Annotated in this window: 8 protein-coding genes; 6 read left to right on the top strand and 2 right to left on the bottom strand. The window is 72.1% G+C overall.

Translation table 11 applies throughout. The features are described 5' to 3' along the window. Positions 1–101: 101 nt before the first annotated feature. The 5 genes from D474_RS0106355 (at position 102) to holA (ending at position 7704) form a co-directional block, all read left to right on the top strand. On the top strand, positions 102–1076 hold the full coding sequence (locus D474_RS0106355; protein WP_017612753.1) for an apurinic/apyrimidinic endonuclease family protein: 975 nt from the start codon (positions 102–104) through the stop codon (positions 1074–1076). A gap of 287 nt (positions 1077–1363) precedes the next feature. Next, positions 1364–1633 carry a 30S ribosomal protein S20 gene (gene rpsT / locus D474_RS0106350; RefSeq protein WP_017612752.1) on the top strand — a complete coding sequence of 90 codons (270 nt, stop codon included), beginning with the start codon at positions 1364–1366 and terminating at the stop codon, positions 1631–1633. A gap of 146 nt (positions 1634–1779) precedes the next feature. After that, positions 1780–4122 (top strand): ComEA family DNA-binding protein, encoded by a 2343-nt coding sequence (locus D474_RS30890; protein ID WP_017612751.1) that lies wholly within the window; start codon positions 1780–1782, stop codon positions 4120–4122. A 159-nt stretch (positions 4123–4281) separates the two neighbouring features. Next, entirely contained in the window at positions 4282–6651 is a 2370-nt protein-coding gene (locus D474_RS0106340) for a ComEC/Rec2 family competence protein (protein ID WP_017612750.1), read from the top strand. An 84-nt stretch (positions 6652–6735) separates the two neighbouring features. Further along, entirely contained in the window at positions 6736–7704 is a 969-nt protein-coding gene (holA, locus tag D474_RS0106335) for a DNA polymerase III subunit delta (protein ID WP_017612749.1), read from the top strand. A gap of 44 nt (positions 7705–7748) precedes the next feature. Here the strand turns inward: holA and D474_RS0106330 are convergent, their stop codons facing one another. Both D474_RS0106330 and hflX read right to left on the bottom strand, forming a co-directional pair. After that, complete coding sequence (locus D474_RS0106330) at positions 7749–8957, bottom strand: amidohydrolase family protein (RefSeq protein WP_017612748.1); 1209 nt, start codon at positions 8955–8957, stop codon at positions 7749–7751. 386 nt (positions 8958–9343) lie between these two features. Then, complete coding sequence (gene hflX, locus D474_RS0106325; RefSeq protein WP_017612747.1) at positions 9344–10882, bottom strand: GTPase HflX; 1539 nt, start codon at positions 10880–10882, stop codon at positions 9344–9346. A gap of 337 nt (positions 10883–11219) precedes the next feature. Here hflX and aceB point away from each other — a divergent pair, with 337 nt between their 5' ends. Further along, positions 11220–12824, top strand: coding sequence for a malate synthase A (aceB, locus tag D474_RS0106320; RefSeq protein ID WP_017612746.1), 1605 nt, complete (start codon positions 11220–11222; stop codon positions 12822–12824). Positions 12825–12866: the final 42 nt, after the last annotated feature.

Below are 12866 nucleotides of genomic sequence, written 5' to 3'. Positions count from 1 at the left end.
CCGCGCCCGCCTGTGCGGCCGGAGGCCCGGGACACGGACGGGGCGGGCCCCGAGGGCGAGAGCGGTGTGGCCCGGGAGCGGGTCGTGGAAGGAGCGGTCGGGTGAAGTGGCTGTTGACACGCTTGCTCGCCGGGGTGGCCGCGGTGGCTGTCCTGGCGGTGGCGGCGAGTGCGCTCCTGGCCCACCAGTATTCGGGTGAACCGGACGCGGAGGTCGGCGGCACCGGGACGGACGCGGCCTGGGTGGGTTCCTGGGAGGACACCGACGCGTTGGAGGCCGTGTTGGACACCGGCGGCATCGACACCGTGTACGTGCACGCGGGGGAGATCGCCGACGACGGTTCGGTCACACCCGTGGAGGACACCGACACGCTGGTCTCCTGGCTCGGTGAGCACCACCCCGACGTACAGGCACTGGGGTGGCTGCGGCACACGGCGGACGGCTCCTCGCTGGTACAGGACCGGTTCCGTTCGGGGCAGCGCGGGGAACTCGTTCCGGCCGCCGGGGAGATCGCCGACGGGTTCGACGGGGTGCACCTGGACGTGGCCCCGGTGACGGTCAACGATCCGTCGTATCCGGCGCTCGTGGAGGAGCTGCGCGAGGAGCTCGGCGAGGACCCGGTGCTGTCGGTGCGCGCCCACCACGTGGAGCTGGTCCCGGGCGGACGGATGCCCTCCTTCGTCTTCGGCAGCGGGGAGAAGTACTGGTCCAAGGGGTACCTCGAGCGGGTCACCGAGCCGGCCGACGACGTCGTGCTGCCGGGGGTGGACGCCGGGATGCCCGTGGAGGCGATGTACGGCGGTTTCATGGCCCGCCAGGTCACGCAGACACTGGACGCCCTGGACCGGCAGGACGGCGTGAGCGTGCGGTTCGGGATCCCGGTGCACTCGGGCGAGGACTGGGCCCCCCAGCACACGAGCGAGGAAGCGCTGACCGCGCTGCGGGGCGTGCGCCTGGGGCTGACCGACGCCGACACCGGGGCGGACGCCGGCACCGGGGTGGCGCTGTACGTGGCCGACGAGGCCGACGGCGACGACCTGCAGGCCTACCTCTGGGAGTGGCTCGGCAACGGGTGATGCGGGGTGTGGGGGCGGGGCGGCCGATCGCCGCTGGGCGTGCGGGAACCTTCGCACGGACGAGCGGGAGGTGTGCCGGACGCCGCCCTGCCCGTGTGCACCAACCAGTGTGCAGGTTTGGCATACTGGAGGTCCGTGTCTCGGACTTCCACGCTCGGTTTCGAGCCCTGTGGACTCACACACCCCGCGCCGGCGCCCACGCACGCCACTCACGGAACGGCTGCACGCGAGTAGGACGGCCTGTTCGACCGGCGCACAGCAACAGATCAACTGGAGCACGTTTTCGCATGGCGAACATCAAGTCGCAGAAGAAGCGCATTCGGCAGAACGAGGAAGCTCGTGTCCGCAACCAGGCGGTGCGCTCTTCCCTGAAGACCGCCATCCGGCGCTTCCGTGAGGCCGCCGAGGCCGGGAACGTCGAGCTGGCCGTGACCGAGCAGCGCAGGGCCGCCCGCGCGCTGGACAAGGCCGCCAGCAAGGGCGTCATCCACAAGAACCAGGCCGCGAACCGCAAGAGCTCGATCGCCAAGCGCCTGGACCAGCTCCAGGCCGCCTGAGACCCCCGGGTTCTGTGAGGCCCGGTCCCGGTTGCACCGGGACCGGGCCTTCGTACGTCAGGAACGGGTGTTCCGGCTTCCCCCGAGTTGTCCACAGCTCGAAATCGCCTGCTGACACGCATCGGACCCCTCTCTAGCGTTGAGGTATGACCCCTCGCTCCCGCCAGCAGGAACGCCTCCGCTCACTCGGCCTGGCCCCCGCCGAAGGTCCGCGTCCGTTGCACGAGTCTCCCGCGGCGCGGCGTCTGCGTTCGCGCATCCCGCGTCCGCCGTTGGCCGATTCCCCCGTGCCCGCCGCCCCGTACGCGGTGGACGAGACCGGGACGGAGTACCACCCGCAGGTCGCGCGGAACATGGCTTCGCCCGCCCACCGTCGTTCGTCCGTCCCCACCCCGCGCCACCACGCCGCTCCCGGTCAGCAGGAGCATCCGTCGGAGACGGCGGGATCAGCGTCCGGCACGGCGAGGGGCAACGCCTCGGCTCGCAACACCCCCGCCGGGAGCGCGTCGCCCGCTCCGGGCACGGCCGTCCGGGTTTCCGGCAGCGAATCCGCGCCCGCCCGCGGTTCGGAGGAGGGCACCCCGCTGACGGAGTTCCTGGAGGAGACCGACACCGAACGCCTGCCCCCGCCCGCGCGAGCGGACGCCGTGCGCACACAGGCACCCGCGCACGTGCCGACGGACCGACGGACACCGGCGCGCGGTCCCGGCCCCGCCGAAGGCCACACCCCTGGACGCGCGCCGGTCCACGCGCCCGGACAGGAGCAGGACCGCGGGTACGGCGACGGGCGCCCAGAACACCCCGGGTACGTGGACGGCCCGTCCTCCGCCCACGTACCCGGGGCCTCCACCAGGTCTCCGGCCCCTGGGCCCGGCCCGGAGACCGGCACGAGCCCGGGCATCGACCACGGTGCGGCGCACGTGCCCGTCCCCGGCGTCGACCGGGCGCAGGACCACGTCTCCGACACCGGTGGCATGCACGGCCAGGACGGCCAGGAGCCGGATGAGCTGCTCGAGGACCACGACACGGCCCGTCTGCGTCCGGCCCGGACCCGAGCCCCCGACCCGCGCCTGTGGAACGAGCCGCCGATCAGCGCCCAGATGCTGCGCCACCACCGCGACGTCACCCCCGGCCCGCCGCTCGGCAGCCCCGGGACCGTGACGTCCGGTTCCGCCACCACTCCCCCGGTCGGGGCCGCCTCCCCGTTCGGAACCGGCGACGACGTCACTGCGTCCACAAGCTCCGCACCGGAGAACGATCCCGGGCCGGACGGGCCCGAGGACCTCGACGACCTCCGTGCGAGCGGCGGCACCGTCCGCCTGCACCCCCGCAAGGCTGGGAGGCCGGCGGGGCTGCCCTCGACGGCCCCGGACCGACGGGACCGGCCCGACCCCCCGCCCACCAGCCGCAGGTGGGTGGGGCATCGTCCGCTGAGCGAGCAGCCGCGCGAGTACCGGCGCCCCTCCTGGCCCGCCGCTCCCCCCGACGGTCCGCGGTCCGACACCCCTGCCCACGGCTCCCCCTCCCACGACCGTCCCCCGGGTCACCACCCGCTCGACGACCCACCGCCGGACGGCCTCAGGAACGCCTCGTCCGACGCCTGGCCCGAGCGCGACCCCGACGACTCCGTCACCGTCCCCGGGGCAGCCCCGGACCACGACGCCCCCGGCATCCACATCCCCGCACCACCGGACTCCCCCTGGCTGGACCCCGACGACGAGGAGGTCCTCAAGGAACGCCGTCCTCCCTCCGGTTACGTGGAGTTCGATCCTCGCGACCCCTCCGACACCCCCGTCAACCGCTTCGCCCGGATGTGGGGCCCCAACGCCACCCTGTCGAAGCGGGCGGTCATCGCACTCTTCGTCCTGGGCGCGGCCGCGGTCGTGGCGGCCCTGCTGTTCCTGCGTCGGGAACCGGGGGACGTCGACGTCCCCGAGATGGTGCCCCAGTCCGCACCCGACGGTGAGAACGGCGAGGCGAGCGGCGGGGACGGGGGGCAGGAGGCCGAGGGGAACGGCGCTTCCTCCGGCGGCTCGGCCGACCCCTCGGGTGACGGCGCCGACGGCTCCGATGAGGACGTGGTCGTGCACATGGGCGGCGACGTCGAGGATCCGGGCCTGTACACGCTCCCGTCCGGATCGCGGGTCCTGGACGCGGTCGAGGAGGCCGGCGGCGCCCTGCCCGATGCCGACCTCGACCTGGTCAACCTGGCCCGGCCCGTGGTCGACGGCGAACGGATCCTGCTGGGCGCGGAAGGGGCCGAAGCGGCCGAGGCCGATGGAGAAGGGGATGCGCAGCGGGTGAGCCTCAACCAGGCCGACCAGTCGGCGCTGGAGGCGTTACCGGGCATCGGCGAGGCCAAGGCCGACGCGATCCTGGAGCACCGCGAGTCCCTGGGGGGCTCGTTCGCCAGTGTGGAGGATCTGCTCGGCGTCTCCGGTATCGGGCAGAGCACCTTCGACAACCTGGAGGACCACGTGACGCTCTGACCACACCGCTCCCTCCGCGACCCACCCCGCCACCGCCCCACACCACCCGCGTACGCAACCGTTCCACGGCCCGGCTCTCCGGCCCCTCAACCGCGCGTGCCGCACCCGACCACCCGAGCGCCCCGAAGACCGCACGCGTGACGAAAGGACCGCACACCTGTGGTGAGCTGGCTGGGCACGGACGGATTCTCGTTGGGCCGCCCTCCCGACCTGCGCCTGGCCGCACCGGCCGTCGCGACCTGGCTGACCGCGCTGGGAGCACTCACGGTCGCCCCGTGGACGTCGTGGGTGTTCGCCGCGATCATGGCCGGTCTCGCGCTCGCCGTGCTGATCCTGTCCCGCGCCCCGACAGAGGCGATGGCGCTCGGCCTGGCGGCGACGCTGTCCTGCTCGGCCACGGTCGCGGCGGTCACCGGCCTCCACGTGCACCGGGTCGCACACAGCGCTGCGACCGCAGCTGCGGAACGCCCCGGGGAGGTCGAGTTCGTCGCCCAGGTGCGCACCGATCCGCGAGCGCGCGCGGGCCAACCCCGCCCGGGCCGGGCCGAGTGGGTGATCACCGCCTGGAACCTGGAGACCCGCGGACGCGCGCCCGTGGTCCTGTTGGCCTCCGGGCCGGAGTGGGGCACGCTGCTGCCCGGCCAGCAGGTGCGGGCACGGGGTGCGTTCCTGGACGAGGAGGATCCGATGACCGCCGCGCTCGTCGCGGTCCGCGGCCCTCCCGAGGGGATCGGCGCGCCCTCCGACCTGCAGAGCTTCGCCGGGGACGTGCGGGAGCGTCTGCGGGAGGCGACCGCTGTCCTGCCCCAGCCCGAGCGAGGGCTCCTGCCGGCGCTGATCGTCGGCGACGTGTCCGAGATCGATCCCCAGACCGCGGAGGACTTCCGGACCACCGGCATGACACACCTGCTCACTGTCAGCGGTGCGAACCTCGCCATCCTCACCGGCTTCGTGCTGACCGTGGCCCGTCTGGCGCGCGCACCGACCTGGTTCTCGGTTGTGGGCGGGGCGGCGATGATCTGGCTGTTCGTGCTGGTGTGCCGCCCTGAACCGAGTGTCGTCCGGGCGGCGTTCATGGGCTCGATCGCACTGCTGGCGCTTGCGACGGGCCGCACGCACGCCGGACTCGGGGCGTTGAGCGCGACGGTGGTGGGGGTGCTGTTCGTGGCACCGGACCTGGCCTCCTCCTACGGGTTCGCGCTGTCGGTGCTGGCCACGGCCGGGATCCTGCTGCTGGTCCCGGCGTGGTCGCGGGCGTGGCAGAGCCGTCTTCCCCGTGTCGTGGCCGAGGCGTGCGCAGTGGCCCTGGCCGCCCAGTTGGCGGTATCGCCCGTGCTCGTGCTGTTGTCGGGCGAGGTCTCATGGGTGGCGGTCCCCGCCAACGTGCTGGCAGCGCCGGTGGTGGCTCCGGTGACCGTGCTCGGGGCCGTGGTCGCCGCGCTCGCCTCGGTCCGGGCCGCACCGTTGGTCGCGGGTGCGCCCTGGCTCGCCGACACGTGGGACACGGCGGTGGCAGCGTTGGTGCGTGTCCCGGGGGTGGGGGTTTCGTGGATCGCGTCGGTCGCCGAACACGGGGCGCGGGTTCCGTACGGGGCGTTCCCGTGGCGCGGGGACGTGGCCGGGGCCCTGGCGCTCGCGGTGCTGCTCGCGCTGTTGGTGCTGGCGCGGACCCGGCGGTGGTTGCGGGTGGTGTCCGCCGGCGTCGTGGCGGTTCTGATCCTGGCGCTGGCCGCGCGGTGCCTGCCGGGCGGGTGGCCCCCGGCGGGGTGGGCTGTGGTGGCCTGCGACGTGGGGCAGGGCGACGCGTTCGTGCTGTCCGTCGGTCCGGGGTCGGCGATGGTCTTCGACACCGGCATGGAACCGGAACCGGTCGACGACTGCCTCACCGAGCTGGGGGTGACCACGGTCCCCCTGTTGATGCTCAGCCACGACCACGCCGACCACGTCGACGGGGCTTCAGGGGTCCTGCGGCACCGGACGGTCCCGACCGCGCTGGTTCCCGCCGACTTCGACGACACCCCCGTCGGAGGCGAGCTGGCCGACGAGGACGTGCACACGTGGGCCGGCGAACGCGGGGCTGAGGTGACCGTGGGGCCCTGGACCCTGCGGGTGCTGTGGCCCGAGCCCGATTTCGAGGGAACGCTCAACGACCGGTCGCTGGTGGTGCGCGCGGACGGCCCGGTGTCGGTGCTGCTCACAGGGGACGTCGAGGAGGAGGCGCAGGAACGCATGCTCACCCTGCCAGAGGCCGACCTGCTGTCGGTGAGCGTACTGACCACACCGCACCACGGTGCCGGGACTCAGGTGCCGGAGTTCCTCAGAGCCACGTCGCCCGACGTGTCGCTCACGTCGGTCGGCGCGGACAACCCCTACGGCCATCCCGCGCCGTTCACGTGGCGGTTGTTGGAGGAGGTCTCGCCGGTGAACCTGCGCACCGACCGGGACGGGTCGGTCGCCGTACTGCCCGGCGACGGTACGGGGCCTCCCCGCGGGGCCGTCCGCGGGCCCGACCCCGACCGGGACGCCTGAGCGCCCCGGCATGCCCGACTCCCCGCACCGCGTGTGGGCAGCGCGACGGACGGAACCGTCCGCGGGGCGTGGCATGCTCGGGGTATGCCTGCACCGCCCCTGCTCACGGTCATCGTCGGCGACGAGGAACTCCTCGTGGACCGCGCCGTCGCCGCCGTCGTGGCCGCCGCCCGCGAGGTCGAACCCGACGCGGACGTTCACGACCTCGTGCCCTCCCAGGTGGGGCCGACCACCCTGGTCGAGGTCACCTCCCCCTCGCTGTTCGGTGACAGCCGCGTCGTCGTGCTGCGTTCGTCGCAGGACCTCAACAAGGAGCTCGCGACGACGGTCACCGACTACCTCGCGAACCCGGCCGACGACGTCACGATGGTCCTCACGCACGCGGGCGGCAACAAGGGCAAGGCGCTCCTGCAGTCGGCGCTGAAGGCGGGTGCGCAGCGGGTCGACTGCAAGGGGCCCACCAAGACCTCCGAGCGGGTGGCGTTCGTCAAGAAGGAGTTCTCCTCGGACGGGCGCCGGATCACCCCGGACGCCGCGCAGTCCCTGGTCGACTCCGTGGGCAGCGAGCTCCGCGAGATCGCCGCCGCCTGCACCCAGCTCATGGCCGACACAGAGGGCCGCGTCGACGCCGAGACCGTGGCGCGTTACCACTCCGGCAAGGCGGAGGCGTCGGGGTTCACGGTCGCCGACCGCGCGGTGGAGGGCCGCCTGCCCGAGGCGTTGGAACAGTTGCGCTGGTCCCTGGCGGTGGGCACCGCGCCGGTCCTGATCAACAGCGCGCTGGCGGGGGCGGTCAGGGGAATCGCGGTGGTGGACCAGCCCGCGCGGGGGGTGGGCGAGGCGGAGCTGGCCAAGCGCGCCAAGGTCCCGCCGTGGAAGCTGCGCACGCTCCGCCAGCAGGCGCGGGGGTGGAATGCGGCCGGTGTCACGCGGGCGATGGAGGTCGTGGCCGAGACGGACGCGCTCATCAAGGGTGCGGGCCGCGACCCCGAGTACGCGTTGGAGCGTGCGGTCATCGAGATCGCCCGCGCACGCGGCGGCGCCCGGAGCTGACCCCGCGTCCGTACACGTGGCCCGGGCAGCCGGAGCCGCCCCGGTCACCGGATCGTGCGGCCGCCCTGCCACACACGCAGTGTTTGCAGCCCCATCGACCACCCGAACGCGCCCTCGTGGTCGGCGTCCCACTGCACGAGGTCGGCCAGGCACCCGGGCGCGAGCACACCCCGGTCGGTCAGCCCCAGCGCGTGCGCACTCCCGAGGGTGGCTGCAGTGAGGGCCTCCTGCACGGTCATCTCGAACATGGAGATCGACAGCGCCATCACCAGTGGCATCGACGTCGCCCCGGTCTGCCCGGGGTTGTGGTCGGTGCCGAGACCGACGGGTACCCCGTGGTCGAGCAGTGTGCGCACCGGCGGCGTACGGCGTTCGCGCAACGACGTGGTGGGGCAGGCGACGACGGGGATACGAGCGCCGGCGAGCGCGAGGATGTCCTGGTCGTCGGTCTCGTGGAGCAGGTCCACGGAGGAGCACCCCAGTTCCGTGGCCATCCGGACCGCACCGTGGCGCGGTCGCGAGCAGGCGTGAAGCGTGGTGCGAAGGCCCACCGACCGGCCGACGCCGAGCAGCATGTGCGCGTCCTCGGTGGTGAACTGCTGGTTGTCGCAGTAGATGTCGACGCCGTCGGCCCCCGCGGTGGCGGCGTCGGCGAGCCAGGAGGCGGCCGCGGCGACGTACTCCTTGGGACGGCCGAAGAACTCCGGCGGAACCCCGTGCGCGGGGAAGAAGGTCGCGTGGATGCGCGGCATGCCGGGCTCCTCCTCAAGTGAGCGCAGCAGCCGAACGTCCGCGAGTTCGCCGTCGCGGGTCAGGTGGTACCCGGTCTTGGCCTCCACGGTGGTGGCCCCGGTGAGCACCCAGTGCCGCAGGCGTTCGCGGACCGCGTTGCACAGGGTCCAGGGGTCGGTCCCGCGGGTGATGGTGACGGTCGTGGACACACCCCCGCCGGCCGCGAAGATGTCGCCCCTCGACGCACCTTTGGCCCACATGGTGACCTCGGCGTACCGGTCACCGGCGTAGACAGGGTGGCAGTGGGCGTCGATGAGGCCGGGGGTGACGAGCCCGCCGCCGATGTTGACGACCTCGTCGACGTCGGTGAGGTCGTCGACGACCCCGGGGACCTGCTGCGGGAGCTCGGCGGCGGTTCCGACCCAGGCGATGCGGTCGTCCTTGAGCAGGATCGCCGCCTTGGTGAGCATCTCCGTCCCGGTCCAGAGCCGTCCGATGTTGGTGAGGAGGATGACCGACATGTGCTCTCCGCTCAGCCCCGGACACCGATGGTCATGTGAGCGGCGAGCGGAGCGCGGGCGGGCATGGCGACCTCGTTGTCTGGAGTGGTCCGGGTGCTGGGGCGGGCCGACGGACCCCGATTCCGGCGGGGGCCGTTCACCGGGGCCGTGTCGGGCGGGGCGCCGACCGGTGGCCAAAACCGTAGTCCATCCGCCGAGCCCGTGTACACCTCCCTGTGGACCGAAAGGTGAGCGTACCGGGACATCCTTCACACAATCTTTCGGGGGCCGGGACCACCCCCGCCCCGCCTGAACTGGGAGGGGAACGGCGCCGGGCACACGACGGGCCCGGGGCGAGGACCCCGGGCCCGTGTGCACGTACCCACCGCTGCGTGCGGCGCGGCGTCTCAGGCGGTCGTCAGCGCGTACTCGCCCAGCTTGGTGGCCAGCAGCGCGGGAACGAACGCGTGGATGTCCGTACCGTCCTGGGTGTGCTCCTCCTTGAGGACACGCCCCTCCTCGTAGGCCTTGGCGACCAGGTCGCCGCGCGAGTAGGGCACGAGCGCCCTGACTTCGTGGGCGAGCTCGGGCAGCGAATCGGCCAACCTCGTGACCAGGTCCGCAACGCCCTCGCCGGTGCGCGCGGAGACCTCGACGACGTCGGGGTAGCGCGTGCGCAGGGCCTTGAGCGTGTCGGGGTCGGCGGCGTCGGTCTTGTTGACCACGACGATCTCGGGCACGTCGGTCGCGTCGATGTCGGCGAAGACCTCGTGCACGGCCCGGACCTGCTCCTCGGGCGCGGGGTGCGAACCGTCGACCACGTGGACGACCAGGTCCGCGTCGGCGACCTCCTCCAGCGTGGAGCGGAACGCCTCCACGAGCTGGTGCGGCAGGTGCCGGACGAAACCGACGGTGTCGCTGAGCGTGAACGCCCGGCCGTCGGGGGTGCGCGCCTGGCGCACGGTGGGGTCGAGGGTTGCGAACAGGGCGTTCTCCACCAGGACCCCGGCCCCGGTGAGCCGGTTGAGCAGGCTGGACTTGCCCGCGTTGGTGTATCCGGCGATGGCCACGGCCGGAACCTCGCGGGTGCGGCGCACGGAGCGCTTGACGTCGCGGGCCGTGCGCATGTGGGCGAGTCGGCGGCGCAGTTTGGCGATCTTGTCGTTGATGCGCCGGCGGTCGGTCTCGATCTTGGTCTCACCGGGACCGCGCAGACCCACACCGCCGCCACCGCCGCCACCGCCGCCACCGGCGCCGCCGGCCTGACGGGACAGGGTGTGCCCCCAGCCGCGGAGCCGCGGCAGCAGGTAGTTGAGCTGGGCCAGTTCGATCTGGGCCTTGCCCTCGCTGCTGCGGGCGTGCTGGGCGAAGATGTCGAGGATCAGTGCGGTGCGGTCGATGACCTTGACCTTGACGACGTCCTCGAGCTGGATCAGCTGGCCGGGCGTGAGTTCACCGTCGCAGATGACGGTGTCGGCCCCGGTCGCCGCGACGACGTCGGCGAGCTCGGCCGCCTTGCCCTTACCGATGTAGGTGGCGGCGTCGGGCTTGGGGCGGCGCTGGGTGAGGCCTTCCAGGACCGCGGCTCCGGCGGTCTCGGCCAGGGCCGCGAGCTCGGTGAGCGAGGTGTCGGCGTCGGCCTGCGTGCCGCTGGTCCAGACACCGATGAGCACGACGCGCTCCAGGCGCAGGCTGCGGTTCTCGACCTCGGTGACGTCGGTGAGTTCGGTCGACAGCCCCTGGACACGGCGGAGCGCGTTGCGCTCGGCGAGTTCCATCTCGCCCTGGTCGGGGGCGGTCGTGTGGTCGTCGTAGCGTTCGCCGCCGGTCTGCGTGGTCGGCGCCTCTGCGTTGACCCCGTCCCCGACGGTGATCGCCTCGCGGACCGCGTCCTCCTGGGCCTGGTCGCCCTCGAGAGCGCTTCCGCGGGTGTCAGTTGTATTCATATCCCTCCAGGTGGGTCAACGTCGCCACCGCCGGGATTCTTCCGGCTGCCGGTCCGTGCGGTGGTCTCTCGATGGTCTCACCGGAACCGGCGCGGAGCACACGGGTTTTTGCCCGGTGGGTGACACGTACCACTCGGCCCGGCGGAGGCGTGAGACGATCCCTTCACCTGTGACAGCCGAAGAACAGCAAAAATTCGTCGACAAGTTTCCGTTGGCTTCACTTGTACGCAAACTTTTCGGTCTTGTGCCTCGCAGGCGGCGTTGACCACGGGGGGCAGCCCCCGATATCTTGATTTCCACATATCAAAAGTTTTTTTCGGATCGTGGAAGGTTTGACATGGGCGCCAAGCAAGGGGTCGAGATCACCGGCCCCCGCAACGACCGGTACGACGAGATCCTCACCGAGGACGCCCTCGCCCTCGTCGCCGAGCTCCACCGCAACTTCGAGCCGCGCCGCCAGGAACTGCTGCGCGCCCGCAAGGAGCGCCAGGACCGCATCTCAGCCGGGGAGGACCTCGACTTCCTCCCCGAGACCAAGCACATCCGCGAGGACGACAGCTGGAAGGTCGCCGACCCCGCGCCGGGCATCACCGACCGCCGCGTGGAGATCACCGGCCCGACCGACCGCAAGATGACGATCAACGCGCTCAACTCCGGCGCGAAGGTGTGGCTGGCCGACTTCGAGGACGCCAACACCCCGCTGTGGGAGAACATGGTCGAGGGCCAGCTCAACCTGCGCGACGCCCTCGACCGCAAGGTCGACTTCACCTCGCCCCAGGGCAAGACCTACGCGCTCAAGGCCGACGAGGAGCTCGCCTCCATCGTCGTGCGCCCGCGCGGCTGGCACCTGGACGAGAAGCACATCCTCGTCGACGGTGAGCGGGTCAGCGGCGGCATCGTCGACTTCGCTCTCTACTTCTTCCACAGCGCGAAGCGGCAGATCGCCAAGGGCAAGGGCCCCTACTTCTACCTGCCGAAGATGGAGAGCCACCTGGAGGCCCGCCTCTGGAACGAGATCTTCGTCCTCGCCCAGGAGCGTCTGGGCATCCCGCGCGGCACGATCCGCGCCACGTGCCTGATCGAGACGATCCCGGCCGCGTTCGAGATGGAGGAGATCCTCTACGAGCTGCGCGAGCACTCCGCCGGTCTCAACGCCGGCCGCTGGGACTACCTGTTCAGCATCATCAAGGTGCACCGCACCCGCGGACGCAAGTTCCTGCTGCCCGAGCGCAACTCCGTCGGCATGACCGCGCCGATGATGCGCGCCTACACCGAGCTGCTGGTCAAGACCTGCCACAAGCGCGGTGCGCACGCGATCGGCGGCATGGCGGCCTTCATCCCCTCCCGCAGGGACGAGGAGGTCAACAAGAACGCCTTCGCCAAGGTCCGCGACGACAAGTCCCGTGAGTCGGGCGACGGTTTCGACGGTTCCTGGGTCGCCCACCCCGACCTGGTTCCGGTGGCCAAGGAGATCTTCGACGGGGTCCTCGGCGAGAACCCGAACCAGATCTCCAAGCAGCGCCCGGACGTGGACGTGTCCGCCGCCGACCTGCTCGCGGTCGACAAGACCCCGGGCGGGATCAGCGCCGCCGGCCTGCGCGCCAACATCAACGTCGCCCTGCAGTACCTGGCGACGTGGATGGGCGGCAACGGCGCGGTCGCGATCCACAACCTGATGGAGGACGCCGCGACCGCCGAGATCTCGCGTTCGCAGATCTGGCAGTGGCTGCACAACGACGTCACGCTCGAGGACGGCCCGAAGGTCACCGCCGACCTGGTGCGCACGATCATCGACGAGGAGCTCGTCACGATCCGTGAGGAACTGGGCCAGGCCTTCGACGAGAAGCTGTACCAGCAGGCCAAGGAGCTGTTCTCCGAGGTCGCGCTGGCCGACGAGTACGTCGACTTCCTGACCCTGCCCGCCTACGAGCGCATGCCGTAAGGACTCCGTGCCCCGGGGCCCGGCCCCGGGGCACCCAGGGCC

This window comes from Nocardiopsis salina YIM 90010 (assembly GCF_000341025.1).
Taxonomy (GTDB): domain Bacteria; phylum Actinomycetota; class Actinomycetes; order Streptosporangiales; family Streptosporangiaceae; genus Nocardiopsis; species Nocardiopsis salina.
The sequence above is the reverse complement of the archived record's forward strand: the minus strand, read 5'-3'. Positions and strand labels throughout refer to the sequence as shown.